Here is a 25,255-nt window from a genome sequence, read left to right as displayed (position 1 = left end):
AACCTGGGGCCCGCATGCCGCGCGTCGTCTTCCTGCTCGTCCCGCACGTGCACCTGCTCGACCTGGCCGGGCCCGCCCAGGTGTTCTCCGCCGCCGACGACCTCGGCTACAGCCACACCCTGCACTACGTCTCCGAGCGGCAGCAGGTGCCGACCGTGCAGGGGCTGGCTCTCGGAGCGAGCACCACCTGGCCGGACCTGCACGCCGGCGACCTCGTCGTCGTGCCCGGCTGGCGGGCGCCCGTCCACACCCCCACCAAGGCCACCCTGCGCCGACTGTCCGATCACCACGCCGCGGGCGGAACCGTCGTCGGCGTGTGCGCGGGCGCCGACGCCCTGGGTCAGGCCGGGCTGCTCGACGGCAGGCGCTGCACCACCCTGCACACCGTGCAGGACGAGCTGGCGCGCCGCTATCCCAAGGCCCGCGTGCAGCGCGACGTCCTCTACGTCGACGACGAGCGGGTCGTCACCTCGGCGGGGGTCGCCAGCGGCCTCGATGTCGCCCTGCACCTGGTCAACAAGAGACACGGCCCGTACGCGGCGAGCCGGGTGGCCCGCGCCATGATCGTGCACGCCCGGCGTTCCGGTACGGCCGAGCAGGTCAGCATGCTGCTGCGGCGCCGATCCCACGTCGACGAGACCGTCCACCACCTCCAGGACGTGATCGAGTCACGTTTCACCGAGGCGCTGCCGCTGCGCGACCTGGCCGTCATCGCGCGGTGCAGCGAGCGCACCGTCACCCGGCTGTTCCGGCAGGCGACCGGCCTGACGCCCCTGGCCTACCAGACAGCGCTGCGCCTGGAGCAGGCCGAGTACCTCATCGGGCAGGGCGCCACCATGGACAGCGCCGCCCGGCAGGCCGGCTTCCACGACGCCCGCACCCTACGCCGCCTGCGCAGCCGTACGCACACCGGCTGATCTGGCCGCGGCCAGTGAGAACTACTACGCCGGATACACATCCGGCCGCCCGCTACCCGTGGCTCGACGACCCACGATCCACGCCCGCCGTACGGCACGCGTCAGTCCAGCGCCTGAACCTGCTCCAGGGCCGCCTCCAGGCTGTCGTGCAGCGGCAGGAACTTGTCGAGGTGCGTCAGCCAGATCACCCGCAGCCGGACGGGGTCGGCGCCGATGACGGCCAGCCTGCCGCCGTTCTCCCTGCTCTGGTTGGTTGCCCTGACCAGCAGGGCCAGCCCGGTGGAGTCCAGGAACGCCACCGTCGACAGATCGATGATGAGGCGCTGGCGGGGGCGACCTAGCAGCTTGAGCACCTCGACGCTCAACGGGGGCAGTGTGGCCGCGTCGATCTCGCCGCTGGCCGTCACGATGGTGACGTCACCGATCTCGCGCAGCGAGTACTCCACGTCGGCCTCCCGGGTGATCTCTGCTCTCAGCTTAAGCCCGGTCGGGCGCCGTGATCAGTCGCCGGACCGGCAGAATGACATCGGTGAAAGCTCAGCGATTCGGCAGCGAGTTCAGGTCAGGGCGAATCTCAGGGTGACCCGGGTGCCGAAACGGTCGGTGTCCACGGTCAGCGTCCGGGCGACCGCGCGGGCGATCCACAAACCCCGGCCGCCGGGGACGGTCTCAGGAGGCAGCTCGGAGGGCAGTTCGGCCAGGGCGGCGTCACGCCAGTGACCGGAATCGCGCACCTCGACGACCAGGTCGCCGGCCTCGCCCCAGATGCGCAACCAGGCCGGCGCGCGGCCGTGGGTGACCGCGTTGGTGGCGATCTCGTTGATGGCGATGAGGACGTCAGGTACGGCGCTCGCGCGCATGCCCAGCCGGTGCGCGGTGGCCGCGGCCAGCTCACGCAGGTCCGTCAGCCGGGCCAGGGTCACGACGGCGCTGACCTGTCCGAGGGGTTCCGCTTCTGGACCCAGCCTCATCGTTCCTCATCACCCCCGCTCCTCCAGCAGAATGACACCAGTGCCCCTACCCCTGCCGGGTCGGATAGACCCTCAACTCGGATATGGCGCACCATTCCACCAGCTCCCAGCTGCGGGGACAAGCCAAGAGAGCACTCTCCCATCATGTCGAGACCAGGAGAGGCCGACTCGGTCAGACTGTTTCCGGGTTGCCCCGCCCCGCCTCGGCGAAACAGAAGCGTTGAAAATGACGGCCGCTGTTCGCGTCGTCATCCCGAAGGCGTGACCTCTGGCGACCGGCCCGAGTCGCTCAGGGGTTGGCTCCTCCGTGGCGGCTCTGCCCCGCGGCGGCGTGCTCCCGGTGATGGAGGGCGGCCCGCAGTTGGTCGAGCCATTCCCGGCCCCTTCGGCGCCCGTCGGGGAGCTGGTCGTCGCGGTCCCAACGCCAGGAGATCACCAGCGCGAGGCTGAGGATCCGGCAGTCGGCGAGCAGCTCGAAGTCGGCGTCCGGGTAGTGCGCGGCGACGGCCTCCGGAGCATGCGCGAGGTCGAACTCGACCGGTCCGCGGCAGACGGTCTCCAGGTCGACGAAGAGCGGCCCGTCGGCGGTGATGAGCAGGTTGCCGGGGTGCGGTTCGCCGTGCAGGAGCTGTTGACGCGGGCCGCGGTCCAGGATCGCGCGGGTGGTCCCGTGCAGGGTGTCAGTCAGCAGGGCACGTTCCGCCGCGCCGAGCTCCGGGCTGACGGCCGGATCCTCCACCACCCGGAGGGCGTCGGTGACGCGGTCGGTGAAGTGCGGTGCGACGAGGTCGACGCCGCGCAGGCGGGCGTGCAGGCGAGCCAGGGCGTCGGCGTAGACGGCGGGCGGGTGGTCCTCGGGCGCGGCGATGGGCTGGTGGTAGGTCCAGAGGGTGACGGCGAAGCCGTCGCGGACGTGCACGCGGGGCTCGGCCCTCGGATCGAGCCCGGCCACCGGGCTGCCGGTCCCGTCGAGGTGCCGCGCGATCTCGACCTCGAAGTCGGGGCGGTGCGCGAGGGGCGCCACCCGGGCGAGCACGCCGCTGGGCCGCAGCCGGACGGCGATGCGGCTCGAGTTGTGCAGCACATCGGCGTCGTCGGCGGCCAGGCCGTACTCGGCGGCCGTGTCGACGGCAGCGGCCACCGCCCGAGGGATGTCGGTGTCCTTCACGTGTTCGGTGCCTTTCTGGAAGTCCAGTGAGCTCCTATGCCTGCTGTTCGTCCATGATCCAGGACCATCGTGACGCCCGTCCGCCTAACCGGGATCGGCGCAGAGCTGGGAGGTCAGAGCGGTGCGCGCCCACTCCTCCCACCTGTCCGGCGACCAGCCACGGTCGCGGACGAAGATCAGATACAGCTCCGGGCTGAGCAGGCCGTACAGCAGATCCGCCGCCATCTCGACGGACACCCCAGGACGGGCGTCGGGCTTGCCGACCAGGGCTTCGGCAGCCGCGTACTGCACGGTGTAACGCGGGTCGGCACCGTCCGGCCACAACGCGGCGATCTCGGGATCGGTGGCCGAGGCGGCCGCGATCAGCGGCATGATCGGGGCGACCCTCCCCAGGACCTCGCTCGCGCCGCGCACGTGCGCGCGCACGTGCCCGGCGGCGGTGGGCTCGTCACACGCGGCGCGAAACCACTCTCGGTCCATGGTGGCGACCGGCTCGGTGTCCCCGGCGATGGACGCGTCGACGACGTCCTTGAACAGCGTGCGCTTGTTGCGGAACACGAAGTAGACGGTCTGGACGGCCACGCCCGCCCGGTCCGCGACCTCCTGCAGGCTCGTCGCCCCGTATCCCTGCAGGACGAACAGCTCGCGAGCCGCCGCGACGATCTTCTCGTGTGTACGGCGTGAGCGCTCTGCCCGCTTGTCCGGCCGCTTGACTCTGTCCATGGCTCAAGTGTATCTCTAGATTCCGTCACTAGAGTTCACCTCTAAATTCATGGAGATGCCGATGACCACCCAGGAACACCAGGAAGAAGAATCCGTGCACCGCGCACTGGAGCGTTTCTACCGCGCCGGCAAGGCACCGTGGGACACCGGCGTGACGCCGCCCGAGCTGGTCGCCCTGGTGGAGGGGCACGGGGCCCTGCCGCCCGGACGCGCCCTCGAACTCGGCTGCGGCACGGGAACCAACGCCATCTACCTGGCGCGCCACGGCTGGCAGGTGACGGCCGTCGACCTGATCGACAGCGCCGTCGACCAGGCCAGGCAGAAGACCGAGGCGGCCGGCGTGGCGGTCGACCTCCTGCACGGCGACGCCACCCGCCTCGACGACCTGGCAGTGGCCGGCTCCTTCGACCTGTTCTTCGACCTGAGCTGCTACTGCGGGATCCCCCTGCACCGCCGCGACGCCTACGCCACCGGGCTCACCCGGCGCGCCGCCCCCGGAGCACGGTTGCTGATGTTCGGGTACGGCCCCGAGCCGGCCGGCAATCCGCTCCCCCCGGTCAAGTCATGGGCGGAGGGCGTCACAGCCGACGAACTCCGCGCCAGGTTCCCCGGCTGGGACCTCCTCGACGTCACCCCGGGCACCAACTCGGTGCCGACCTTCTGGTTCACGCTGCGCCGCGCCACCTAGCAGGCCGAGCACTTACGCCACAACGGTCAACATGCCGGGTGACGACCTTGTGCGCCGCCCGGCCCGAAGGTGGAGATCACCATGACAGCCGACACCATCACCCTGCGACCAGTCGGCCGGGTCATAGGCGGCCGCAGCGAGATGGTCGAAGACGACTGGCACGACGTTCGAGCCGTCATCCGACTGGACGGCGAGACCTTCACCGCCTCGGCGGTCCTCGGCCTCGAAGACTTCTCCCACCTGGAAGTCGTCTTCCACTTCGATCGGATCGCCCCGTCCGAGGTACGCACCGAACCTCGGCCCCCACGGGGGAACCCGAGCGCGGCCCTCGTAGGACCCTTCGCCCACCGAGGGCCCTACCGCCCCAATCGCCTAGGCGTCTCCCGCTGCCGGCTCCTCGCCGTGGACGGCCTGGACGTGCACGTCGCCGACCTGGACGCCCTGTCAGGCACCCCCGTCCTGGACATCAAGCCCTACCTGATCGAGTTCGCCCCGCGCCACCCGGTGACCCAACCGGCCTGGGCCACCGAACTCATGAGCGCCTACTACTGACGGACGACAACCAGAGAGCTGCCGCATGAACGTTTTCCTGTGGATCCTGCAGGCCATCCTGGCCGCCGCTTTCGCCCTGGTCGGGATCATGAAGATCACCCAACCCAGGGAGAAACTGCGCCCCACGATGCCTTGGGTGGAGGACTTCACCGCCACGCAGGTCCGCCTGATCGGCGTGGCCGAACTCCTCGGCGCCGCAGGCCTGATCCTGCCCGCCGTCACCGGCATCGCCCCCACCCTCACCCCGCTGGCCGCCACCGGCCTGGCCATCACCATGCTCGTCGCAGCCGCCACCCACGCCCGCCGCAAGGAGTGGCCGGGCATCGCCCTCAACGTGGTCTTGCTCGCACTGTCGGTTCTCGTCGCCTGGGGCCGCTTCGGTCCCCACGCTTTCTGACCGAGGCCCGGATCACCGGCGGCGCAGCGCCAGGCGTGGTCGTGACAGGTGGAGGAGCCGCTGGCAATGCCTCGGCGGCGTCAAACCCTGATCCCGTCGAAGAGGACCTGCAGGTAGCGGTCGAGGCATGTGTTCGGGTCGGGGGTCAGGCGCAAGGCGAACGCGGTGCCGCAGACCAGGTGGTGCAGGTCGTCGGGCGTGAGGTCGGGGCGCAGCGCGCCTGCCTGCCGGGCCCGTTGGAGTACGGCTTGCGCCAGAGCCGCGAAATCCTCACGGCGTGAGGTGGTGTCCGGGGAGGCGTCCAGGTCCGGGCTGGTGGATATCACCTCGGTGAACGCCGGGTCGGACAGCTGCTGGACCAGCAGGGTCCGCAGGATGTGCTGGAGACCGGTCCAGGCGTCCGGGTGCCGGCTCGCGGTCCGGGCGTCGTCGAGCAGGGCGGTGAAGGCGGGTTCGGCCAGGGATTCGAGGAGCGCGCGGCGGGTCGGGAAGTGCCGGTAGACCGTCCCGACGCCGATGCCGGCCCGGCGGGCGATGTCGTTGAGCTGCAGCGACAGGTCTCCTTCCGCCATCGCCTGGCGCGCCGTCGCCAGGACGAGGTCGCGGTTGCGGACGGCGTCGGCACGCATGGAGGTCATATCGGCACTCTACCTAAGCGGATTGACAATCCGCTTAGTCGTCGAGTCTAATCGGATGACTTATCCGTTTATTGGAGGAACCCATGCCCCCATGGAAGATCGCTCATCTCGCGAACCAGACCGGCCGGACGTTCGTCGTCACCGGTGCCAGCAGCGGCCTCGGCGCCGAGATCACGCGCCATCTCGCAGCGCGCGGCGGCCGGGTGATCATGGCGGTCCGCGACCCCGCCAAAGGCCATCGCGTCCGCGACCTGCTGCGTGCGGACGGGATGAAGGCCGACCTCGCCGTCCGCCGGCTCGACCTGCTCGATCTCGACAGCGTGCGCCGATTCGCCGACGAGCTCGACGCCGACGCAACCACCGTCGACGTGCTCGTCAACAACGCCGGCATCGGCACGGTGCCGCGGCGGCTCAGCCCGCAGGGCGTGGAGAGCCAGTTGGCGACCAATCACCTGGGACACTTCGCCCTGACCGGCCTCCTCCTCGACCGCCTGACCGCAGGACGCGACCCGGCCGTGGTGACCGTCGGATCCAGCCTCTACCGGCTGGGCCGTCTCGACCTGGACGACCTGGCCGCCGAACGCGGGTACTCACCCGGAGGCGCCTACGCGGCCTCCAAGCTCGCCAACGTGCTGTTCGCCCTCGAACTCGACCGCAGGCTGCGCGCCATCGGGTCGCCCGTGCGCAGCCTGCTCGCGCATCCAGGGATGGCCAGGACCGATCTGGACCGGAACGCACCGGCCTCGGCCCGCGTGACCGCGGCGGTGCTGGGCATCGTGTTCCGTCGGCCGATCGCCGACGCGGTGGCGCCGATCCTCTACGCGGCCACCGAGACCGCGGCGCCCACGGGCTTCCACATCGGCCCTGGCCGCCCTCTGCGCCCGGCCCGGCCGACGTTCGAGACCCTGTCCGGACCGGCCACCGACCACGGTCTCGCCGCGCGACTCTGGTCACGGTCTGTCGAGCTCACCGGCATCGACCCCACCTCGATCAGCGCCGGGAGCCACGGCGTCCCCGGCCGCGCGGCCGGATCCCGATCACCCAGGTGACCCAGCTCCCCGCGAAGGTCCCCGACGTCACCGCGAGGGCCGCGATGATCCACCGGTACAGGTCGGCGGCCTCGGTGTACCGAAGGCCCCGCGCCAGGACGATGAACAACGACGCGGTGAAGATCCCCACAGCCACGGCGCAGACCAGACCCAGCGACACCGCGAGCAGGGTGAGCGGCCAACGGGAGCGGGACGGGCCGGGGACGACGAACCGCAGCCGGTCGGCGATGATCTCGGGAGCCTCGTCGACCCGCCCCAGAATGCCCTGCGCCTCGACACCCGAGGCACTCTCGCTCAGGCACACCCACTGCTGCTCGTGCACGAACAGAATCGCCCGCCCACCGCCGGGATGCCTCAGCCGTACATGGCGCTGCCCTTCGGGAAAGGTCTTCACGCGATAGCTCACCTGCGGCCGGCGCGTGTCCAGAGCGTCGAGGATCTCCTCGATGCGGGTGTCCTTGAGAGTCATGACGACACACCTTTCGAGCTCCGGCCGGTCTCCTCAGCGAAGGGCCATGATGACGTCGAGTTCCACGGGCATCCCCGCGGGAAGCGAGGCGGCGCCGAAGGCCAGCCGGGCGTGCCGGACGGGTGCGAAGGCGAGGTCGAACACCCGGGACGCGCCGTCGGCGACCGCGGCGTGGCCGTGGAAGGCGGGCGGGCACGCGATGTGCACCGCCAGCCTCACCACGGCCGCCACCTCAGCCAGACCGACCTCGGCGTGAGCGACGGCGAGCGCGTTGAGCGCCGCGGCCTCCGCGGCGGCCCGGCCCGCGCCGACGTCCAGGTCCTCACCCACGAGCCCGGTCGCCAGCGGCTCGCCGTCACGCAGGGGCAGCATGCCGCTGAGGTACAGCAGGCCGCCCGCACGGAACGCGGGCACGTAGGAGCCCAGGGGTCGCGGCGCCTCGGGAAGCCGCAGGCCTGCTTCGTGCAGGCGTTCCAGGGGTTCGTTCATCACTCCGACCGTTCTCTGCTAGTCCTGACGATGCCTTCCCAGCACTAAGACGACCCAGCCCCGCCGAATGTGACACGTTCACGGGGTGAGAACCACCCGGCCGCGAATGCCGCCGCGTTCGAGCAGCTCGTGAGCCGTACGGCTGTGCGCCAGTGGCAGGGTCCTGGACACGCGCGGCGTGAGCGCACCCGCGTCGACGAGGGCGGAGAGCTCGGCCAGCCGCCGCCCGTCGGCGTACACCTCCTGGACCACCACGCGCGTGCCGCGGATGGGCGGCGGCGCGTAGGGGGCCACCAGCGCGACGAACGTGCCCTCGCCGCGCAGGGCCTGGTGCGCCTGGATGCCGAGCACGGCGGCGTCGATCACGGCGTCGACGCCGCCGGGGACGATCGCGCGTACGGCGGAGCCGAGGTCGTCGGCCGAGGTCAGGATGTCGGCGGCGCCCAGCGTGAGCACCCAGGCGGCGTCATCGGGACGGGCGAGCGCCACCGTCCGCAGCCCGGCCAGCGCGGCGAGCTGGACGGCGAAGCCGCCGACGCCGCCCGACGCGCCGGTGACCAGGAGCGTCTGCCCTCGCTCGAGCCCGGTCAGCCGCAGCGCCCGGTCCGCAGTCAGCGCGTTCAGCGGGAGCGCGGCCGCCTCGACCGGCGACACCGAGGTGGGGGCGGGCGCCACGGCCGCCTCGTCGAGCACGACGTACTCGGCGTGGGCGCCGCCCGCGAAGAGCAGGTCGCGAAGCCCGATCACCGGGTCGCCGGACCGGAACCGGTGGACTCCCGCGCCGACGGCGTCCACCGTGCCGGACACGTCCCAGCCGAGGCCGAGCCGCTCGACGGGGGCCACGAGCCCGGCTTGGGTGAGGCGCCCGGCACGCGCGGACAGGTCGATCGGGTTGAGCGCAGCTCCGGCCACCCTCACCCGCACCTGACCGGGACCGGGCTCCGGCATGGGGGTGTCGATCACTTCGAGGACGTCGGGGCCGCCGAACCGGCGGACGATCACGGAATGCATACGATCGACGCTAGGAAGGCCGGGGCGCGGCGGGAAGGCGGCACCCGGAAGTGCCTACGGTACGCGGGAGAGACGATGGCCACGATGAGCGCCGCCGACCGGCGGGAAGTCCTGAGACGCGAGTACAACGCCAACCTCGCCGAGTGTCCCGGCCACGAGATCCTGGCGACATTGAGCGACAAGTGGGTGACGCTCGTGCTCAGCGCGCTGGCGGACGGCCCGCTGCGCCACAGCGAGATCGCCCGCATCGTCGCGGGGGCTACACAGAAGATGCTCACCCAGACGCTCCGCAAGCTCGAACGCGACGGGCTGGTCCAGCGCACGGTCACGGCGTCGGTGCCGCCGCGCGTCGACTACGAGCTGACGGAGCTCGGGCTCGGCCTGCTCCCGATCCAGCGCGCGGTCAAGGCCTGGGCCGAGAGCCACATCGCCGAGGTCCACGCGGCCCGGGCCCGCTACGACAAGGAGTAGCCGGTCACCCGTCCGTGCGGAAGACCTCCCGCAGCACCTCCGACACCCTGTCCACCACCGGCTCGACGTCCTCGCCGTCCCGCGCCACGAGCAGCACCCTGGGCGACGGCAGCCCCGGCGCCTCGATCGTGGCCAGCCGCCCTTCGCGCACCGCGTCGTCGACCGTGACGCGGGGCACGACGCTGAGCCCGAGCCCGGCCGCGACGCAGGCGCGCACCGCGTCGATGTTGCCAAACCGGCTGACCTGCGCCCGTCCCCTGGCCGCCATAGCCAGCCGTCTGGCGACCACGTCGCTGTAGCTGCACCCCTCTTCGAGCAGCATGAACTCGTGCTCGGCCAGCCGCTGCCAGCCTGCCCGCCGCCCCGCCAGCGGATGGGACGGCGCGCAGATGACGGTCAGCCGCTCGGCCCCGACCCGCTCGCCCTCCACCCGGGCGCCGGACGACCATTCGCAGTCGAAGATCAGCGCCACGTCGGCCGAGCCGTCGCCCAGGGCCTCCAGCGCCCGCGCGGTGCCGGCGGCGGCCACGGAGATCTGCACCGGCGGCGCCTGCCCGCGCAGGATCGACGCGGCCCGCGGCAGCCGATGGCCGCAGATGGTGCCCGGCGCGATGATGCGGACCGGGTGACCGCCGGCGGCCGGGTCGCCGATGCGCTCGGCGCGCTCCACCAGCTCCAGCATCTGCCGGGCGATCGGCAGCAGCTGCCGCCCGTGGGCGGTGAGCAGCGTACGGCTGGGCAGCCGGTCGAACAGCCGCACCCCGAGCCGTTGCTCCAGCGCCAGGACGTGGGCCGTCACCGTCGACTGCGCGTAGGCCAGTTCCTGGGCGGTGGCGGTGAAGCTCCCGGTGGTGTGCAGGGAGAGGAACGTACGCAGCAGCCGCGTGTCCATGCGCCCAGCCTATCGGCGTTGCCGATAGGCCTGAGCGAAATCTTTCGTTGGACTCGATAGGCAGTCCGGCGGCAGGCTGGCCGGGTCCCCCACATCCACTTCCGAGAGGACCCTTCATGAAGATCGGGATCCTGGGCACAGGGCGCATGGGCGTCCGGCTCGCGATCATGTACAGCGAGGCGGGGCACGAGGTCGTCCTCGGCTCCCGCCACCCGGCGCGCGCGGCCGGCATCGCCGAAAAACTGGACCATCCGCTGCTGACGGGCGGCGGCTACCGCGGCGCCCTGGAGGCTCCGGTGGTGCTGCCGGCCATCTTCATCCGCGATGGCCTCCTCGACCAGCTCGAGGACATGCGCGACCGGCTCGCGGGCAAGATCCTCATCGACATCACCAACCCGTTCAACGACGACTACTCCGACTTCGTCACCCCATGGACCACCAGCGGCGCCGAGCAGATCGCGGCCCGCCTGCCCAGGACCCGGGTCGTGGGAGCGTTCAAGAACGTCTGGTGGGAGGTCTTCGACGCCCCCGACTTCGGCGGCAGGCGCAGCGACGTCTACGTGGTCTCCGACGACGACGAGGCCAGGACCGAGGTGATCCGGCTCGGCGCGGGCACCCCGTTCCGCCACCTGGACGCCGGGGCCCTGGTCAACGCCCGGACGGTGGAGCGCATGACGTTGCTGAGCGGCGAGCTCGGCACCAGGTACGGGTTCTTCCCCCGGATGAACTACACGCTGCTGGGCGAGCCGTGGACCCCCGGCCAGGCCGACCACACGGTCGGCCCGCTGATCGCCTGAGCCGGAGCGCGCTCGATGACACCGGGTGCCCTAGGAACGCTCGGCTGCGGGATGTCCGTCACCGGCATCCAGGCCGACCCGTTGGATGGTCGCTTCGAAGGCGGCGAACAACTCCACCAGGGCACGAACCGGTGCATGAGCTTCGGTGTGGTGGCGGAAGTGCCGATCGAGGTTGAGGTGATAGCGGTTGCGGCGTCCGACCCGGTCACGGGTCAGATAGCCGGCCTCGTGCAGGTCGGACACGATGTTCTGCACGGCGCGTTCGGTGATGCCGATGTTCTGGGCCACGTCACGCAGCCGTATCTCGGGATCGCGCGCGATCTCCAGCAGCACACGGGCGTGGTGGGTCAAGAACGTCCAGGTCGACCGATCTTCTGAGCGACTCATCGGCCCATCATGCTCTCCGCCTCGTCTCGACCGCCAAGTGGCCTGCCTCGCTTGTCCAAGCAGGCCACTTTCACCTTCCCATAAGGCACCCACTTTCACGAAACCTGCTTCGTGCATTAAGGTTGCCGCACCGGACCTCTGCCGACAACGGAGGGTGCGATGACCAGCCTCACGCTGACCATCGACGAGCGAGCAGACAGCACCGTCATCCGCGTCTGCGGCGAGGTCGACGCCACCAACCACGCCAGGCTGGCAGCGGCTCTCAACGAAGCACGACGCCTTGGCGCTCCCATCGTCATGGACCTCAGCGCCATGACCTTCCTCGACAGCAGCGGCTTGAATGTCCTGCTCCGGGCCTACAATCAGTCAGCGCACGACGGCCTCCACCTTCGCCTGGCGGCCCTGCATCCCCGGCCGCACCGGCTGCTGGAGATCGCGGGTCTCCTGCCGCACCTGCGGACCTGCACGACCGTCGGGCAGGCACTCGCCGAAATATCGGCTCACCGGCCGAAGCCCCTCACCACGCCCTCGCCGGCACCGCCACGCTGACGCTGTCGCCGCTCCGGTGCGCCGCCGTACCGGCACACCGTCGGCCGGCCGCGCGCAGGCCGCGGCGGCCGGCGCGCCCGGTGCTGCGCGCGGTACCCGGGACGCTTACGGGGTGATGTCGGTCACCACCGTCTTCAGCTCCGTGAAGTCGTCCAGCCCGAACGACCCCAGTTCCCGCCCCCACCCCGACTCCTTGTAGCCGCCGCGCGGCAGGGTGACGTCGTCGGCGTGCCAGGCGTTGATCCACACCGTCCCGGCCCGCAGGGCCGCCGCGGTCCGGTGGGCGCGCCCGATGTCGCGCGTCCAGACGCCGGCGGCCAGGCCGTACCGGGTGTCGTTGGCCAGGGCGACGACCTCCTCCTGGGAGTCGAAGGCGACCGCGGTGACCACGGGTCCGAAGATCTCCTCCCGTTGGACCGGCATGTCCTCGGTGACCGAGGTGAGCACCGTGGGGTGGACGAAGTAGCCGACCGGGCGGGCGCGTTCGCCTCCGCCGGCGGCGGCCAGGGCGCCCGCGGCCAGGCCGCCGCGCACGTAGCCCAGCACCTTGTCGTGCTGCTCGGCCGACACCAGTGGCCCCATGTCGGCTTCGTCGGTTCCGCTGCCGAGCCTGATCGACCGGGCGGCCTCGGAGATCCCGGCCACCACCTCGTCGTAGACGGAGCGTTCGATGTAGAGCCGCGAGCCGTTGACGCAGCACTGGCCCTCGTTGAAGAAGGCGCCCAGAGCGGCGCCCGCGACGGCTCGTTCCAGGTCGGCGTCGGCGAAGATGATGTTGGGCGCCTTGCCGCCGAGTTCGAGGGAGACCTTCTTGAGGTTGCCCGCCGCCGCGGCGACGATCTTCTTGCCGACCTCGGTCGAGCCGGTGAAGGCGACCTTGTCGACGCCGGGGTGGGCGACGAGGGCGGCGCCGGTGTCGCCGAAGCCCGGCAGGATGTTGACGACGCCGGGCGGGAAGCCGGCCTCCAGGAACAGCCGGCCCAGCCATAGGGCCGTCAGCGGGGTCTGCTCGGCCGGCTTGAGCACGACCGTGTTGCCCGCCGTCAACGCCGGGATGATCTTGAAGCAGGCCATGAGGAGCGGGAAATTCCACGGCACGATCGCGGCGACGACGCCGAGCGGCTCGCGGCGGGTGTACGCATGGTAGGTCCGCTCGGACGACATGGGGATCGTCGTGCCCTCGATCTTGGTGGCCCAGCCGGCGAAGTAGCGGAACAGCTCGGCGGCGGTCGCCACGTCGCCGTCCCTGGCCGCACGCACCAGCTTGCCGTTGTCCAGCGACTCCAGCCTGGCCAGCTGGTCGGCGTCGCGTTCGATCAGCTCGGCCATGCGCCACAGCAGCCTGCCGCGCTCGCGCGGAGTCGTGCGGCTCCACGGCGAGCCCGGCTCGAAGGCGGCGCGCGCGGCCCGTACGGCGCGGTCGACGTCGACGGCTGACGCCTCGGCGACCTGGGCGAGCTCGCCCTCGGTGGCCGGGTTCACCGTGGCGAAGGTCCGGCCGTCGGCGGCGGGCGCCCAGTCGGGGCCGATCAGCAGCTGCAGATCACCCTTGAGGAAGTCCTCGACAGTCATGGTCACTCCCGGCTATTTCACGATGGACAACTTGGATCGGTCGATGGTGAGGGCGACGGCCGCGATGATCAGCACGCCGTACAGGATGGACTCGTAGGCCGCGTCGATCCCGGCCAGCGACAGGCCGACGCGGAGTAGTGTGACGATGCCCGCGCCGACGAGGGTGCGCCAGAGCGCGCCGTGCCCTCCGGTGATGGCGGTGCCGCCGACGACGATGGCGGCCACCGCGGGAAGCAGCAGGCTGTCGGCGAGGGTCGGCGCTCCGCTGAACGTCCTGGCCACCAGCAGGGTCCCCGCCAGTCCCGCGCACGCGCCCGACAGGGTGAAGGCCAGCGTCTTCACCCTGGCGACGGGCACGCCGGCCAGCCGCGCCGCGGGTTCCGCGTGGCCGATCGCCGCGACGTAGCGGCCGAGCGGGCTGAGCCGCATGGCCACCGTCAGCAGCGCGAGCGCGGCCAGGGCGACCAGCACGGCCGACGGGACGATCCCGCCGAGCCTGGTGAACGCCCAGTCCGTGGGGCTGCTGTCGGCCATCGGCACGGTCGCCGCGCCCGACGCGAGCAGGGCGAGCGCCGACCACAGGGTCATGCCGCCGAGTGTGACCACGAAGGAGGGGATGCGGAAGGCGACGTGCACGCTTCCTTGCAGCGCCCCGGCCAGCGCGGTGGCGGCGATCACCGCGGGCACGGCACCCGCGCCCAGCGCCGGCGCCCAGCTGGCGAGCAGCACCGAGGCGAGCGAGGCCAGCGCCGCGATGGACAGGTCGATCCCGCCGCACAACACCACGATCGTCGCCCCGGCGGCCAGCGTGGCCAGCGGCGCGGCGGAGTCGGCGAGCGCGAGCAGGCTCGCGACCTGGAGGAGGTCGGGATTGGCCACGGCCAGAGCGGCCAGCAGCGCGAGGAAGGCCGCCGCCGGCATGAACGCCGTCGCGTGCCGCAGGACCCCGGGGGACGGCACGGCCGCCTTGTGTTCCGTCGCCGCCACCTCAGACCATCTCCCTGACCACGTCCACCTGCTCCGGCTTCGCGCCGGGCGGCGCCTCCAGTTCGGCGGCCACGCGCCCTTCCCGCATCACGAGCACGCGGTCGCTCATGGCGATGCACTCCTCCAGGCTGTCGGCGAGCAGGACGACGGCCACCCCGGTCGCGGTGAGGTCGCGCATGAGCTTGTAGACCTCCGACTTGGCGCCCACGTCGAGTCCCCGGGTCGGGTGGTCGAGCAGCAGGACCTTCAGCTCGCCGGTCAGCAGCCACCTGGCCAGCACGACCTTCTGCTGGTTGCCGCCCGACAGGGCGCCCACGCTCGACGAACCGGAGGGCGTCCTGATACGCAGCCGCTCGATCCACTCCTCCACCAGCTCGCCCTGCCGGGCGCGCTTCAGCCTGGACAGGTGCGGCAGAGCCATGTTGTCGGCCACGGACATCGCGGCCACCACTCCTTCGACCTTGCGCTCGGCCGGGACGTAGCCGATGCCCGCCCGCAGCGCGTCGCGCGGTCCGCCGAGCCGTACGGGCTGCCCGTCCAGGACGATCTCGCCGGTGGTGGAGCCGCCGCAGTACAGGGCGCGGCACAGCTGCTCGCGCCCGGAGCCCTGGACCCCGGCGATGGAGACGACCTCGCCGGGCGCGGCGTCGAAGGTGACGTCGTGGAAACCGTCGCCGCTCAGCCCGCGCACGCTGAGCCGTACGGCGGAGCGGTCGGGTGTGACCTGCAGGTGCTCGTGGAAGTGGCCGCCGGGCGAGGTGTCGCCGATCATCATCTGGTGCAACGTGCCGGCGCCGACGGCGCGAGGATCGACCTCTCCCGCCACCTGCCCGCCTCGCAGCACGTAGACGCGGTCGCACACGCGCAGCACCTCGTCGAGCCGGTGGGAGACGAAGACGACCGAGGCGTGGCGGCGCAACCGGTCGATCTGGGCGAAGAGCGTCTCGACCTCCTCGGGCTCCAGCACCGAGGTGGGCTCGTCGAGCAGGACGACCGGTTCCGCGCTGGTGCGCTCCTCGATGGCCAGCACCTTGGCGATCTCCACCATCTGGCGTTCCGCGAAGGTGAGCGTGTCGGTTCGGGCCAGCGGGTCCACCTTCGAGCCGATCTTGTCGAGCTGGACTTGAGCCAGTTCGCGCAGGCGGCGCCACCGGTAGACGCCGTGCCGTACGCCCTGCCCCTCGCATCCGAGCAGGATGTTCTCCGCGGCGGTGAGGTTGGGCACCAGCGACTGCTCCTGGAAGACCATGCCGATGCCCTCGGACGCGGCGTGCGCGACGCCGCGCAGCCGCAGCTCGCGTCCGCGCACGCGGATGCTGCCCGCGTCAGGGCGCACCAGCCCCGTCAGGGCCTTGAGCAGGGTGGACTTGCCCGCCCCGTTCTCTCCGGCCAGGCCGACGACCTCGTGCCGGCGCACGTGCAGGCTGACGCCGTCCAGTGCCACGACACCGGGATAGGCCTTGCGCAGGCCCTCGACCTCCAGGATCACTTGACGACCTCCAGCCGGTGACGCAGCGGCCAGAGGGTGGCGCCGACGGCGACCACGACGATCACTCCCTGTACGGCACGCTGCACGTACGGGCTGACGCCGACGAGGACCAGCCCGTTGGCCAGCACGGTGAGGATGAGGACGCCCACCAGCGAGTGGACCACGCCGCCCTTGCCCCCGGTGAGTGCGGTGCCGCCCACGACCGCCGCGGTGATCGCCGCGAAACTCAGGCCCGCTCCCGCGTGCACGATTCCCGAGGCGAGCTGGGCGGTGACCATGGCGGCCGCCAGCCCGTAGCAGGCCCCGGCGACGGTGAAGGCCGCGATCTTGTAGGTGCCGACGGGCACGCCGGACAACTTCAGGATGTCCTCGCCGCCGCCGATGGCGGTGGCGTAGCGGCCCAGCCTGGTGTGGCGCTGTGCCCACCAGGCCAGCGCGACCACCGCCGCGGCCAGGTAGGTCAGCCGGGTGAAGCCGAACCACCGGCCGCTGGCCCACTGCAGCAGCCACGGATCGGTCACCGCGGGCTGCACCCCCGCGAACAGCACCGTCGCCACCCCGAGCCCGATCGCGGAGACGCCGAGCGTGGTCATGAACGACGGCACCTTCAGGCCGACCGACAGCGCGCCGCTGGCCAGCCCGAACGCGGCGCCCAGCACGACGGCGAGCACGACGCCCAGCCCGCCGAGGTCGAGGGCGGTGCGGCTGTTGGCCACCAGCAGCGACACGGCCAGCGCGCAGGCGCCCATCACGCCCGCGGTCGACAGGTCGATGCAGCCCAGCAAGAGGACATAAGTCGCGCCGACGGTCACCACGGCCAGCACGGCGGCGGCGTCGAGCAGGTTCTGCAGGTTGCCGAGCGTACGGAACTGGGGGCTCAGCGCCGCGAACAGCAGCACCAGCGCCCCCAGCGCCGCGGCGGGGCCGTACGACTCGAGCCTGCTCGTCACCCGAGTGCTCCGGCGACCCGGCTGAAGACGTTGGCGCACTCGAACTCCGACGCCTCCACCTTCGGGGTGGCGAACTGCTGGGCGTTCTCCTTGGTGATGAGGAACTGCTTGGCGAAGAAGGCCCGGTTCTGGGCGGGGATGGTCTTGACGTCGAGTTGGCCGGTGGCCGCGCAGAAGCCCATGGCCAGCCCGATCCCGCCCTGCCAGGGGCCGTCGCTGGAGACCGTCGCGGTCATGGTGCCGTCGCTGACCGCCTTGATCGCGTCGGGGACGGCGTCGATGCCGACGACGGCCACCGTGCCGGACTTGCCCGCGGCCTCGAGTGCCTGCAGCGCCCCGAGCGCCATGTCGTCGTTGGCCGCCCAGATGCCCTTGATCGCGTCGCCGTGCTTGGTCAGCAACGTCTTGGTCAGGTTGAGCGCCTTGGTGCGGTCGAAGTCGGCGGTCTGCTCGTCCAGGAGCTTGACGTTCGGGTTGGCCGACAGCGCGGCCTGCAGCCCGGCGAAGCGGTCCTTGGCGGCGGCGGTGTCGAGGATGCCCTGCAGGGCGACGATGCCTCCGCTGCCGCCGATGGCCTTGATCAGCGCGTCGCCGATCTGCTTGCCCGACTCCTTGCCGTCGTAGGTGATGTGGGCGATCCACTTGTCGTAGTCGGCGGGCTTGAGGTCGGCGGGCTTGTTCCACTGGGTGACCAGGAAGGCGCCCGCGGCCTGCGCCTGCTTGACGATCGGGGTGGTGTCGGAGTCGCCGTTGGGCAGCACGTTGAGCACGGTGCACTGGGCGTTGCCGGTGGCCAGCACCTGCCGGATCTGCTCCTGCTGCTTGGCCGACTCGCCGTCGTAGGTGAGCCGCTGCTGGGCCAGCCCGACCTTGGTGGCGAAGGCGTCGCCGCCGGTCAGCCAGGCGGCCTCGTACGGGTTGGTCTGGTTGCGTACCTGGCCGATGAGCTTGACGTCCTGGGGTTTGCAGCCGCTCGCGGCCGGGGCCGCCGCCGTGTTGCCGTTCCCCGAGCTCCCGCAGCCGGCGAGCAGGAGCGAAGCGATCAGGAGGAGGGAGGTGGTGCGTAAGGTGGTCATCTGTGCCGCCTCTGGGGGGTGGGTGATTCTGGGGAGCCGGGGTCAGCGGGCGGTCCAGCCGCCGTCCACGACGAGGACGTGGCCGCTGACGTAGTCGGAGGCGCTGGAGGCCAGGAAGACGGCCGCGCCGACGAGGTCGGCGGGCTCGCCCCAGCGTCCGGCGGGGATGCGGGAGGTGATGTCCTCCGCGCGAAGGGGGTCCTCGCGCAGGGGGCGGGTGTTGTCGGTGACGATGTAGCCGGGGGCGATGGCGTTGACCTGCACGCCGTGTGTGGTCCACTCGTTGGCCAGGGCCCGGGTGAGCCCGGCCACGGCGTGCTTGGTCGCCGTGTAGGAGGCCACCCGCAGTCCTCCCTGGAAGGAGAGCAGGCTCGCCACGTTGATCACCTTGCCGCCGCCGCGGTCGATCATCGGGCCGGCCAGCTGCTGGGTGAGGAAGAACAGGCTGCTGAGGTTGACGGCGACCACGCCGTCCCAGTCGCCGTGGCCGATCGCCCGGGCCTCCCGCCGGTCGATCACTCCGGCGTTGTTGACGAGGATGTCGACACGTTCCCGCTCGGCCAGGCACTCTCCGGCCTGCCGTACCCTCTCCGGGTCGGCGAGGTCCAGGTCGACGATCTTGACGGTACGGCCGGCCTGCTCGATCTGCCTGGCGGTCGGCTCCTGGGAGGCACGGCGGCCCAGCAGGATGAGGTCCGCCCCCGCCTCGGCCAGGCCCACGGCCAGCGAGCGGCCGATGCCGCGCCCGGCACCGGTGACCAGGGCCGTACGGCCTTCCAGGGAGAACAGCGCAGTGCTCACAGGCTCTCCAGGGAGACCGGCGCCAGGTCACCGTAATCGGTGTTCTCGCCCGCCATCGCCCACACGAAGGCGTACGGCGTGCTGCCCGCGCCCGCGTGAATCGACCACGACGGGCTGATGACCGCCTGCCGGTCGGCCACGACGAGATGGCGGGTGGCCCCGGGGCGGCCCAGCAGGTGCACCACCCGCTCCCCCGGAGCCAGCCCTGTATAGAGGTAGATCTCCGTGCGCCGCTCGTGGAGGTGGGGCGGGATGGTGTTCCACACCGAACCGTCGGCGACCACGGTGACCCCGAACTGCAGGCGGCAGGAGGGATGCCCGCCGCCCCAGACGTAGCGGTAGAGGCTGCGCCTGCTGGCCTTGCCGTCCTCGCCCAGCTCGACGGGTTCGATCTGGTCGCGGCCGAACCTGGCCACCGGGTAGGTGGTGTCGGCGGGAGCCGAGACCAGGTAGAAGCAGGCGCCGGAGCCGCTCATCAGCACCTCGCTGCCCTTGCCTGCGTACAGGCCGTCGAGCGGTCCGAGCTTGTGGGCGACGCCGTCGACGGTGACCTCGCCGGGGTCGCCCAGGTTGACGATGCCGAGCTCCCGGCGTTCCAGGTGCCGGGCCGTGCCGACCGGCTCCCACGACGGGATCGCCAGAGGCTCGCCGTCGGGCATCGCGCCGGCGATCACCATGCGGTCCTCGTGCGTGTAGACGCCGCGCACCTCACCCGGCACGAACAGCTCCTCGACCAGGTAGCGGGCGCGTAGTTGCGCCATGGTGGCGGTTTCCACCGAGTCGGGGGCGGTGGCATGCCTGGCCTCCATGACGATCCCTCACATTCATTGACATGAATCGAATTCAAGGATCAGGATGGGCGGGGAGAGGAGGGAAGTCAAGGATGTGAATGAAATCCTGTATCCTGAACGCATGGGTGAGAATCCGGGGGCTCAGCCCGTCAAGTCCGCCGCGCGCGCACTCGACATCCTCGAAGACCTGGCCGCCAACGGGCAGGCGTCGCTGCACGAGCTGACCACCAGGCTCGGGCTGCCCAAAAGCAGCCTCCACGCGCTGCTGCGCACCATGGAGGGGCGCGGCTGGGTGGAGACCGACGCCTCCGGCACGCTGTACGGCCTGGGCATCCAAGCGCTCCTGGTCGGCTCCGCCTACCTCGACGGCGACCTGGTCGTGGGCCGCACCGCGCCACTGCTCGACGACCTGGCCCAGGCGACGGGCGAAACCGTGCACCTGGCCAGGCTGGAAGGCAGCCACGTCGTCTACACGGCCAAGCGGGAATCGGTCCATCCCCTGCGCATGTTCTCGGCCGTCGGGCGGCGCCTGCCCGTCTACTCCACCGCGCTCGGCAGGGCACTCCTGGCCGACATGGACGACGAGCAGGCACGCGCCGCCCTGCCGCCGGCCATCGAACCGGTGACCCCGCACACCATCACCGACCCCGACAAGATCATGAGCCTGCTGCCGGAGGTCCGGCAGCGGGGCTACGCCGTGGAGAACGAAGAGTCCTGCGTCGGGCTCACCTGCATCGCCGTCTCCCTGCCCTTCACCCAGCCGGGCCGCTACGCGATCAGCGTCTCGGTCCCGCTGGCCCGCCTGAACGACACCACCCGCGCGACCATCGCCGAGCACCTGCTGGAAGCCCGCCGCCGGCTGGAGCGGCAACTGACGAGAAGGCCCTGACCCCCCGGGAGTCCCCCATGCCCAACATCACCGTCGAACTGCTCCGCGGCCGCACCCTCGACCAGCGGCGCGAGTTCGTCGCCGCCGTCACCGAGCAGGCCGTCGACATCCTCGGGGCACGCCGGCAGGACGTGCGGATCGTGTTCACCGAGATCGGCGGTGACGACGTGGCCAACGGCGGCGTCCTGGCCGTCGACGACAACTCGCGGGCGGAGGTGCTTGCGCGGGTTCATGGCTCTGAGTAGAGGGCGATTCTCGAGCGGGTCCCGTCTCGAACCCTTCCGGCCGCCAGGTCAACAACACGCTGTTCATGCGCGAACTCGGCTGGGATGAGGCCCTCCACCCGGTACGGCCGGTTCCCCCGCGCGGCTCGGCCGGTTCCCCCGCGCGGCTCGGCCGGTTCCCCTGCGCGGCCGCTCGAATCGCCGGACGTGTGAGGGCGAACCGGCCCACGGGCCGAAGGCTGCCCCGCGCGGAGCAGTTGCTCCGGCCGCCAGAGACGGCTTCGCCCCTCGCCGCGTCGAGCCGGCGCGTGCACCAGCTCGACGACCAACCAGCCAAGTGACCTGCCGCCCCCCTCCATGGATCCACCGGCCACCAACGCCCCGCTGCGGCTCCTTCACCGCCCTGATCGCCGAGCGCCGCGCTCCCGCCCGCCAGGGCCCGGGGGCGACATCGAGGCGCTCGACGATCTCCATCCGGCCGCGCATCTGCTCCACGGAGAAGCCGAGCGGCTTCAGCCGGCGGACCACCATCAGGCGCGCGACGTCGGACTCGGTGTAGAGGCGGAAACCTCCCCGAGAGCAGGCAGAGGGAACGACCAGATAGAGTTGCCGTGGCGAGGTCGGCCTGCCGCCGTCCAGCCCTTGTCCGGTCAGGGGCGGTCGCCCTGGTGAGTCCAATCCCCGCAGGAGAGATGCGTGCGCGAGCCCAGGATGCCCGGCGCCGCCGCCTGCCCGCCATGATGAGGCCGCGCCGCCGGATCTGAGCAGGCCTCCAGCTCCGCTCCCCGCCCTGGCTTGCGCCAGGCCTCCCGCCGACGTGCCGTCCCGGCGCCGGTTTCCTCTCGCATGTCCCGGCCTGCCGCCGGGCCTGCCCCGAGTACGACAGGTACCTGTTCTTTGTCTCCCGCTGTCTCTGTCGCCGCACGGCTCAACGGCCTGAAGCCCGACTGGCTGTCCGATCCGAAGGTCTGGCGCACCGAGGTGCTGGCCGGGCTGGTGGTCGCGCTCGCACTGATCCCCGAGTCGATCTCCTTCTCCATCATCGCCGGAGTCGACCCCGCCGTCGGCCTGTTCGCGTCCTTCACCATGGCCGTGGTCATCTCTGTCGTCGGCGGCCGTCGGGCGATGATCTCAGCTGCCACCGGCGCTGTCGCCCTGGTCATCGCGCCGCTCAACCGCGAGCACGGCTTCGGCTATCTGATCGCCGCGGTCATCCTGGCCGGTGTCTTCCAGGTGATCCTGGGCTCGCTCGGAGTGGCGAGACTGATGCGGTTCGTCCCCCGCTCGGTCATGGTCGGCTTCGTCAACGCGCTCGCCATCCTGATCTTCATGGCCCAGGTCCCCGAGATGAGCGACGTCCCCTGGGCCGTCTACCCGCTCATCGTCGGCGGCCTCGCGCTGATGGTGTTCTTCCCCAAGATCACTACCGTGGTTCCGGCGCCTCTGGTGTCCATCGTGATCCTGACCCTCATCACCGTCGCAGCGGGCATCGCCGTACCGACCGTGCGCGACAAGGGCACCCTGCCCTCCTCCCTGCCGATGCCCAGCCTGCCCGACGTGCCGTTCACCCTCGGTACACTGGCCATCATCGCTCCGTACGCGTTCGCGATGGCACTCGTCGGGCTGATGGAGTCGTTGATGACCGCCAAGCTTGTCGACGACATCACCGACACCCACTCCAACAAGACCCGCGAGTCGATCGGCCAGGGCATCGCCAACATCGTGACCGGCCTGGTCGGCGGCATGGGCGGCTGCGCCATGATCGGCCAAACCATGATCAACGTGAAGGTCTCCGGCGCCCGTACCCGCCTGTCCACCTTCCTGGCGGGCTCGTTCCTCATGGTGCTGTGCGTCGTCTTCGGCCCGGTCGTCTCCGACATCCCCATGGCCGCGCTGATCGCCGTCATGATCATGGTGTCGTTCGCCACCTTCGACTGGCATTCCGTCGCGCCGAAGACCCTTCGGCGGATGCCCGCCGGGGAGATCTCCGTCATGGTGGTCACGGTGGTGGCGGTGGTCGTCACACACAACCTCGCGATCGGCGTCGTGATCGGCTCGATCACCGCCATGGTCATCTTCGCCAAGCGGGTCGCCCATCTGGCCGAGGTCACCGCCATGACCCACCCCGACGGTGCCACGGTCGTCTACCGGGTCACCGGGGAGTTGTTCTTCGCCTCCTCCAACGATCTGGTCGGCCGGTTCCACGACGCCACCGACCCGGACAAGGTGATCATCGACCTGAGCGCTGCGCACATCTGGGACGCCTCGTCCGTCGCGGCCCTGGACGCGATCGAGACCAAGTACGCCCAGCGCGGCAAGAGCGTCGAGATCACCGGCCTGAACGACCCCAGCGCCGACCTGCACGGCAAGCTCACCGGCGAACTCGCCGGCAGCCATTGACCGACCGAGCCGGCGCGCGGAGGCCAGATCACGAGCGACTCCGCCGCAGCTGAACAAGCATCCCTGGAGTCGCTCCGGGAAGGAGATCCTGAGCGCCGCCGGCCTCGAGTCGCATCCCACCGGAGAGGTTCTCGTTCTGGGTGAGCCCGTCGTGGCCGTTCACATCAGCAGCGACGGACAACAACCGTGGCGGCAGGTCCGGACAGCACTGCGAAATCACCATCCCGTCCTCACGTTGGACCGGACAACCGCCTCGGAACGGCAGCTCTTCTTTCCCACCGACCCCCGCAACGCATCGGCCGATGAGCCGACCAGAGCCGCAGCGGTCGACGTCGACGCTCGCATCGCCGCGATCAGCGCTCAGAGGGCCCTGGATGGTTATGACGTCGCTCATCCCGTCGGTCCCCCGCGCGTCCCGGATTCGGCAACAAATCTTGGCCGTCCGCCACGCTCGCTCCCAGGATGGGAGTCAGTGGTGATCACCGTGGACCGGCGGATCCCCGCGGCGTCCGGCGGTGCCGGAAGACACGCCCGGAAGACCGGCGCACACCCGCCATGAACCGCCCACCCCGATCCGTCCGAAGAAGGAACTCCCCTATGCGTCCGACCGCTCCCCCTCCCCTCGACGGCCGCCGATGAGCGTCCAGGCCGATACCCACGAAACCACCTCGCGCGGCCGGCTGCCGTTCGCGGTCTACCTGCTGGCGTTCAGCCTGTTCGCGATGGGTAGCGCCGAGTTCCTGCTGGCCGGCGTCCTGCCCGACGTCGCCGACGACCTCAACATCTCGCTCTCCTCCGCTGGCGCCCTGATCTCCGCGTTCGCCATCGGCGTGGTCATCGGCGGACCGCCCCTGGCGGTCCTGACGCTCCGCTGGCCGCGGCGCACGACGCTGGTCGTCTCGCAGGTCGTGTTCGCCGTCGGCGTGGCGATCGGCCTGGTGACCGACGACTTCGGCGTCTTGATCGTCACCCGCTTCCTGTGCGGTCTGGCCTACGCCGGATTCTGGGCGGTCGCCGCCGTCACCGCCATCGGGCTCGTCACCCCCGACCGTACGGCCCGCGCCTCCGGGGTGGTGGTCAGCGGACTCAGCATCGCCATGGTCGGCGGCGGACCGGCCGGCGCCTTCCTCAGCCACTTCACCGGCTGGGAGGGCGGTTTCTGGGCGGTCGTCGCCCTGACCGTGCTCGGCGCCGTGTCGACGGCTGTCGCGGTCCCCGCGACCACGGCCGCGCAGGAGCCCAGTGTCAGCCGCGAACTGCGCACCATGCGGCAGCCACAGCTGTGGGTGGTGTACGCCGCGACGCTTCTGAGCACCGCGGCGTACATGATCTCGTACAACTACCTCGCGGCGTTCCTCACGGACATCACCGGAGTGGACTCTGTGTGGGTGCCGCCGATCCTCGTCCTGTTCGGTGTCGGCGCCTTCGTCGGGCTGTCGATCGGTGGCCGGATCGCCGACGGGCGACCCCACCACGCCCTTCTCATCGGAGCCGTCGGCATCCTCGTCACCTCGGTGCTGCTCGCGCTCCTCGCCGGACAGCCGATCGCCGTCGTCGTCCTGGTGCTGCTGCTCGGCGTCGCCGGCTTCGTGCTCAACCCGGCCGTCTACGGGCGGGTGTTCACCGTCGCGGCCGGCGCGCCGACGCTCGCCGGAGCCACCGCCGTCTCCATGTTCCAGCTCGGCATCAGCCTGGTCCCGGTCCTCGCGGGAGTCGCCCTCAGCTCCGGCGCCGGCCTGACCGCCATTCCCTGGCTGGGCGCCGGCCTGGCGCTCATCACCATCCCGGTCGTTCTCATCGACCGGACGACGGCCCGCGGTCGGGCGCGGAGCCCGCAGACGAGCGAGAACTGACCTCGCGCTGCACTCCCCGGTCCACGCTCTGAACAGACAAGGTCCTGTACGGCCG

The 25,255-nt window shown here is 71.1% G+C and carries 30 protein-coding genes; 12 read left to right on the top strand and 18 right to left on the bottom strand.

Going from position 1 to position 25,255, the window contains the following annotated elements; genetic code table 11:
• Positions 1-14 precede the first annotated feature (14 nt).
• Positions 15-917 (top strand): GlxA family transcriptional regulator, encoded by a 903-nt coding sequence (locus tag ACIBH1_RS23510; RefSeq protein ID WP_397316017.1) that lies wholly within the window; start codon positions 15-17, stop codon positions 915-917.
• Between the two features lie 101 nt (positions 918-1,018).
• Here ACIBH1_RS23510 and ACIBH1_RS23505 read toward each other — a convergent pair whose 3' ends face one another.
• The 4 genes from ACIBH1_RS23505 to ACIBH1_RS23490 form a co-directional block, all read right to left on the bottom strand.
• Positions 1,019-1,363 carry an STAS domain-containing protein gene (locus tag ACIBH1_RS23505; RefSeq protein ID WP_397316016.1) on the bottom strand — a complete coding sequence of 115 codons (345 nt, stop codon included), beginning with the start codon at positions 1,361-1,363 and terminating at the stop codon, positions 1,019-1,021.
• A 111-nt stretch (positions 1,364-1,474) separates the two neighbouring features.
• A complete protein-coding gene (locus ACIBH1_RS23500; RefSeq protein ID WP_397316015.1) occupies positions 1,475-1,888 on the bottom strand; it encodes an ATP-binding protein in 414 nt (137 codons plus the stop codon).
• Between the two features lie 289 nt (positions 1,889-2,177).
• The gene (locus tag ACIBH1_RS23495; RefSeq protein WP_397316014.1) at positions 2,178-3,056 is read right to left on the bottom strand and encodes a phosphotransferase; all 879 of its coding nucleotides are present in this window, start codon (positions 3,054-3,056) and stop codon (positions 2,178-2,180) included.
• A gap of 84 nt (positions 3,057-3,140) precedes the next feature.
• Positions 3,141-3,779, bottom strand: coding sequence for a TetR/AcrR family transcriptional regulator (locus tag ACIBH1_RS23490; RefSeq protein WP_397316013.1), 639 nt, complete (start codon positions 3,777-3,779; stop codon positions 3,141-3,143).
• A 61-nt stretch (positions 3,780-3,840) separates the two neighbouring features.
• Here ACIBH1_RS23490 and ACIBH1_RS23485 point away from each other — a divergent pair, with 61 nt between their 5' ends.
• From ACIBH1_RS23485 to ACIBH1_RS23475, 3 genes are all read left to right on the top strand, one after another.
• On the top strand, positions 3,841-4,467 hold the full coding sequence (locus ACIBH1_RS23485; RefSeq protein ID WP_397316012.1) for a class I SAM-dependent methyltransferase: 627 nt from the start codon (positions 3,841-3,843) through the stop codon (positions 4,465-4,467).
• An 81-nt stretch (positions 4,468-4,548) separates the two neighbouring features.
• Complete coding sequence (locus tag ACIBH1_RS23480; protein ID WP_397316011.1) at positions 4,549-5,019, top strand: SAM-dependent methyltransferase; 471 nt, start codon at positions 4,549-4,551, stop codon at positions 5,017-5,019.
• A 25-nt stretch (positions 5,020-5,044) separates the two neighbouring features.
• Positions 5,045-5,416, top strand: coding sequence for a DoxX family protein (locus tag ACIBH1_RS23475; RefSeq protein WP_397316009.1), 372 nt, complete (start codon positions 5,045-5,047; stop codon positions 5,414-5,416).
• Between the two features lie 80 nt (positions 5,417-5,496).
• Here ACIBH1_RS23475 and ACIBH1_RS23470 read toward each other — a convergent pair whose 3' ends face one another.
• Entirely contained in the window at positions 5,497-6,054 is a 558-nt protein-coding gene (locus ACIBH1_RS23470; RefSeq protein ID WP_397316007.1) for a TetR/AcrR family transcriptional regulator, read from the bottom strand.
• A gap of 83 nt (positions 6,055-6,137) precedes the next feature.
• Here ACIBH1_RS23470 and ACIBH1_RS23465 point away from each other — a divergent pair, with 83 nt between their 5' ends.
• Positions 6,138-7,103, top strand: a complete 966-nt coding sequence (locus tag ACIBH1_RS23465; RefSeq protein WP_397316006.1) for an SDR family NAD(P)-dependent oxidoreductase — start codon at positions 6,138-6,140, stop codon at positions 7,101-7,103.
• Here ACIBH1_RS23465 and ACIBH1_RS23460 read toward each other — a convergent pair.
• The 3 genes from ACIBH1_RS23460 to ACIBH1_RS23450 all read right to left on the bottom strand — a co-directional run bounded on the left by ACIBH1_RS23460 (position 7,045) and on the right by ACIBH1_RS23450 (position 9,072).
• Positions 7,045-7,572, bottom strand: coding sequence for a hypothetical protein (locus ACIBH1_RS23460; protein ID WP_397316005.1), 528 nt, complete (start codon positions 7,570-7,572; stop codon positions 7,045-7,047). The genes ACIBH1_RS23465 and ACIBH1_RS23460 overlap by 59 nt on opposite strands.
• Before the next feature lie 33 nt (positions 7,573-7,605).
• A complete protein-coding gene (locus tag ACIBH1_RS23455; RefSeq protein ID WP_397316004.1) occupies positions 7,606-8,061 on the bottom strand; it encodes a RidA family protein in 456 nt (151 codons plus the stop codon).
• 78 nt (positions 8,062-8,139) lie between these two features.
• Positions 8,140-9,072, bottom strand: a complete 933-nt coding sequence (locus ACIBH1_RS23450) for an NADP-dependent oxidoreductase (RefSeq protein ID WP_397316003.1) — start codon at positions 9,070-9,072, stop codon at positions 8,140-8,142.
• Positions 9,073-9,147: 75 nt separating this feature from the next.
• On the opposite strand from ACIBH1_RS23450, the gene ACIBH1_RS23445 reads away from it, so the two are divergent.
• Complete coding sequence (locus ACIBH1_RS23445) at positions 9,148-9,543, top strand: winged helix-turn-helix transcriptional regulator (RefSeq protein WP_397316002.1); 396 nt, start codon at positions 9,148-9,150, stop codon at positions 9,541-9,543.
• 4 nt (positions 9,544-9,547) lie between these two features.
• Here the strand turns inward: ACIBH1_RS23445 and ACIBH1_RS23440 are convergent, their stop codons facing one another.
• A complete protein-coding gene (locus ACIBH1_RS23440) occupies positions 9,548-10,435 on the bottom strand; it encodes a LysR family transcriptional regulator (protein ID WP_397316001.1) in 888 nt (295 codons plus the stop codon).
• 116 nt (positions 10,436-10,551) lie between these two features.
• Here ACIBH1_RS23440 and ACIBH1_RS23435 point away from each other — a divergent pair, with 116 nt between their 5' ends.
• Positions 10,552-11,232 carry an NADPH-dependent F420 reductase gene (locus ACIBH1_RS23435; RefSeq protein ID WP_397316000.1) on the top strand — a complete coding sequence of 227 codons (681 nt, stop codon included), beginning with the start codon at positions 10,552-10,554 and terminating at the stop codon, positions 11,230-11,232.
• Between the two features lie 30 nt (positions 11,233-11,262).
• On the opposite strand, the gene ACIBH1_RS23430 is transcribed toward ACIBH1_RS23435, so the two are convergent.
• On the bottom strand, positions 11,263-11,565 hold the full coding sequence (locus ACIBH1_RS23430; protein WP_397315999.1) for a helix-turn-helix transcriptional regulator: 303 nt from the start codon (positions 11,563-11,565) through the stop codon (positions 11,263-11,265).
• Between the two features lie 213 nt (positions 11,566-11,778).
• Here ACIBH1_RS23430 and ACIBH1_RS23425 point away from each other — a divergent pair, with 213 nt between their 5' ends.
• The gene (locus ACIBH1_RS23425) at positions 11,779-12,168 is read left to right on the top strand and encodes an STAS domain-containing protein (RefSeq protein WP_397315998.1); all 390 of its coding nucleotides are present in this window, start codon (positions 11,779-11,781) and stop codon (positions 12,166-12,168) included.
• A 105-nt stretch (positions 12,169-12,273) separates the two neighbouring features.
• On the opposite strand, the gene ACIBH1_RS23420 is transcribed toward ACIBH1_RS23425, so the two are convergent.
• Genes ACIBH1_RS23420 through kduI form a run of 7 tightly spaced genes read right to left on the bottom strand, consistent with a single transcriptional unit; the run spans position 12,274 to position 19,852 of the window.
• The gene (locus ACIBH1_RS23420; RefSeq protein WP_397315997.1) at positions 12,274-13,740 is read right to left on the bottom strand and encodes an aldehyde dehydrogenase family protein; all 1,467 of its coding nucleotides are present in this window, start codon (positions 13,738-13,740) and stop codon (positions 12,274-12,276) included.
• Between the two features lie 12 nt (positions 13,741-13,752).
• A complete protein-coding gene (locus ACIBH1_RS23415; RefSeq protein ID WP_397315996.1) occupies positions 13,753-14,727 on the bottom strand; it encodes an ABC transporter permease in 975 nt (324 codons plus the stop codon).
• A 1-nt stretch (position 14,728) separates the two neighbouring features.
• Positions 14,729-16,216 (bottom strand): sugar ABC transporter ATP-binding protein, encoded by a 1,488-nt coding sequence (locus ACIBH1_RS23410; protein ID WP_397315995.1) that lies wholly within the window; start codon positions 16,214-16,216, stop codon positions 14,729-14,731.
• The gene (locus ACIBH1_RS23405; protein ID WP_397315994.1) at positions 16,213-17,166 is read right to left on the bottom strand and encodes an ABC transporter permease; all 954 of its coding nucleotides are present in this window, start codon (positions 17,164-17,166) and stop codon (positions 16,213-16,215) included. Before ACIBH1_RS23405 ends, ACIBH1_RS23410 begins: the two co-directional genes overlap by 4 nt.
• The gene (locus tag ACIBH1_RS23400) at positions 17,163-18,242 is read right to left on the bottom strand and encodes a sugar ABC transporter substrate-binding protein (RefSeq protein ID WP_397315993.1); all 1,080 of its coding nucleotides are present in this window, start codon (positions 18,240-18,242) and stop codon (positions 17,163-17,165) included. Before ACIBH1_RS23400 ends, ACIBH1_RS23405 begins: the two co-directional genes overlap by 4 nt.
• A gap of 42 nt (positions 18,243-18,284) precedes the next feature.
• Positions 18,285-19,043: a 2-dehydro-3-deoxy-D-gluconate 5-dehydrogenase KduD gene (kduD, locus tag ACIBH1_RS23395; RefSeq protein ID WP_397315992.1), complete on the bottom strand. Its 759-nt coding sequence runs from the start codon at positions 19,041-19,043 to the stop codon at positions 18,285-18,287.
• Positions 19,040-19,852, bottom strand: coding sequence for a 5-dehydro-4-deoxy-D-glucuronate isomerase (gene kduI / locus ACIBH1_RS23390; protein ID WP_397315991.1), 813 nt, complete (start codon positions 19,850-19,852; stop codon positions 19,040-19,042). Before kduI ends, kduD begins: the two co-directional genes overlap by 4 nt.
• A gap of 103 nt (positions 19,853-19,955) precedes the next feature.
• Here kduI and ACIBH1_RS23385 point away from each other — a divergent pair, with 103 nt between their 5' ends.
• Together ACIBH1_RS23385 and ACIBH1_RS23380 are read left to right on the top strand one after the other, a co-directional pair.
• Positions 19,956-20,723 carry an IclR family transcriptional regulator gene (locus tag ACIBH1_RS23385; protein WP_397315989.1) on the top strand — a complete coding sequence of 256 codons (768 nt, stop codon included), beginning with the start codon at positions 19,956-19,958 and terminating at the stop codon, positions 20,721-20,723.
• Between the two features lie 17 nt (positions 20,724-20,740).
• A complete protein-coding gene (locus ACIBH1_RS23380) occupies positions 20,741-20,968 on the top strand; it encodes a tautomerase family protein (RefSeq protein WP_397315988.1) in 228 nt (75 codons plus the stop codon).
• A gap of 63 nt (positions 20,969-21,031) precedes the next feature.
• On the opposite strand, the gene ACIBH1_RS23375 is transcribed toward ACIBH1_RS23380, so the two are convergent.
• A complete protein-coding gene (locus ACIBH1_RS23375; protein ID WP_397315987.1) occupies positions 21,032-21,625 on the bottom strand; it encodes a MerR family transcriptional regulator in 594 nt (197 codons plus the stop codon).
• Positions 21,626-21,883: 258 nt separating this feature from the next.
• Here ACIBH1_RS23375 and ACIBH1_RS23370 point away from each other — a divergent pair, with 258 nt between their 5' ends.
• Together ACIBH1_RS23370 and ACIBH1_RS23365 are read left to right on the top strand one after the other, a co-directional pair.
• On the top strand, positions 21,884-23,347 hold the full coding sequence (locus tag ACIBH1_RS23370; RefSeq protein WP_397316307.1) for a SulP family inorganic anion transporter: 1,464 nt from the start codon (positions 21,884-21,886) through the stop codon (positions 23,345-23,347).
• Between the two features lie 635 nt (positions 23,348-23,982).
• Positions 23,983-25,200: a Cmx/CmrA family chloramphenicol efflux MFS transporter gene (locus ACIBH1_RS23365; protein WP_397315986.1), complete on the top strand. Its 1,218-nt coding sequence runs from the start codon at positions 23,983-23,985 to the stop codon at positions 25,198-25,200.
• Positions 25,201-25,255: the final 55 nt, after the last annotated feature.

Origin of the sequence: Nonomuraea sp. NPDC050663 (genome assembly GCF_044456985.1) — a bacterium.
Classification (GTDB): domain Bacteria; phylum Actinomycetota; class Actinomycetes; order Streptosporangiales; family Streptosporangiaceae; genus Nonomuraea.
This window is presented reverse-complemented; position numbering and strand designations above follow the sequence as displayed.

Coding starts and splice junctions, on each gene's coding strand:
- ACIBH1_RS23500 (WP_397316015.1), bottom strand. CDS start 1,888: ATGAGGCTGGGTCCAGAAGCGGAACCCCTCGGACAGGTCAGCGCCGTC.
- ACIBH1_RS23475 (WP_397316009.1), top strand. CDS start 5,045: ATGAACGTTTTCCTGTGGATCCTGCAGGCCATCCTGGCCGCCGCTTTC.
- ACIBH1_RS23455 (WP_397316004.1), bottom strand. CDS start 8,061: ATGAACGAACCCCTGGAACGCCTGCACGAAGCAGGCCTGCGGCTTCCC.
- ACIBH1_RS23490 (WP_397316013.1), bottom strand. CDS start 3,779: ATGGACAGAGTCAAGCGGCCGGACAAGCGGGCAGAGCGCTCACGCCGT.
- ACIBH1_RS23510 (WP_397316017.1), top strand. CDS start 15: ATGCCGCGCGTCGTCTTCCTGCTCGTCCCGCACGTGCACCTGCTCGAC.
- ACIBH1_RS23445 (WP_397316002.1), top strand. CDS start 9,148: ATGGCCACGATGAGCGCCGCCGACCGGCGGGAAGTCCTGAGACGCGAG.
- kduI (WP_397315991.1), bottom strand. CDS start 19,852: ATGGAGGCCAGGCATGCCACCGCCCCCGACTCGGTGGAAACCGCCACC.
- ACIBH1_RS23400 (WP_397315993.1), bottom strand. CDS start 18,242: ATGACCACCTTACGCACCACCTCCCTCCTCCTGATCGCTTCGCTCCTG.
- ACIBH1_RS23440 (WP_397316001.1), bottom strand. CDS start 10,435: ATGGACACGCGGCTGCTGCGTACGTTCCTCTCCCTGCACACCACCGGG.
- ACIBH1_RS23435 (WP_397316000.1), top strand. CDS start 10,552: ATGAAGATCGGGATCCTGGGCACAGGGCGCATGGGCGTCCGGCTCGCG.
- ACIBH1_RS23460 (WP_397316005.1), bottom strand. CDS start 7,572: ATGACTCTCAAGGACACCCGCATCGAGGAGATCCTCGACGCTCTGGAC.
- ACIBH1_RS23485 (WP_397316012.1), top strand. CDS start 3,841: ATGACCACCCAGGAACACCAGGAAGAAGAATCCGTGCACCGCGCACTG.
- ACIBH1_RS23420 (WP_397315997.1), bottom strand. CDS start 13,740: ATGACTGTCGAGGACTTCCTCAAGGGTGATCTGCAGCTGCTGATCGGC.
- ACIBH1_RS23365 (WP_397315986.1), top strand. CDS start 23,983: ATGAGCGTCCAGGCCGATACCCACGAAACCACCTCGCGCGGCCGGCTG.
- ACIBH1_RS23480 (WP_397316011.1), top strand. CDS start 4,549: ATGACAGCCGACACCATCACCCTGCGACCAGTCGGCCGGGTCATAGGC.
- ACIBH1_RS23425 (WP_397315998.1), top strand. CDS start 11,779: ATGACCAGCCTCACGCTGACCATCGACGAGCGAGCAGACAGCACCGTC.
- ACIBH1_RS23465 (WP_397316006.1), top strand. CDS start 6,138: ATGCCCCCATGGAAGATCGCTCATCTCGCGAACCAGACCGGCCGGACG.
- ACIBH1_RS23470 (WP_397316007.1), bottom strand. CDS start 6,054: ATGACCTCCATGCGTGCCGACGCCGTCCGCAACCGCGACCTCGTCCTG.
- ACIBH1_RS23450 (WP_397316003.1), bottom strand. CDS start 9,072: ATGCATTCCGTGATCGTCCGCCGGTTCGGCGGCCCCGACGTCCTCGAA.
- ACIBH1_RS23385 (WP_397315989.1), top strand. CDS start 19,956: ATGGGTGAGAATCCGGGGGCTCAGCCCGTCAAGTCCGCCGCGCGCGCA.
- ACIBH1_RS23380 (WP_397315988.1), top strand. CDS start 20,741: ATGCCCAACATCACCGTCGAACTGCTCCGCGGCCGCACCCTCGACCAG.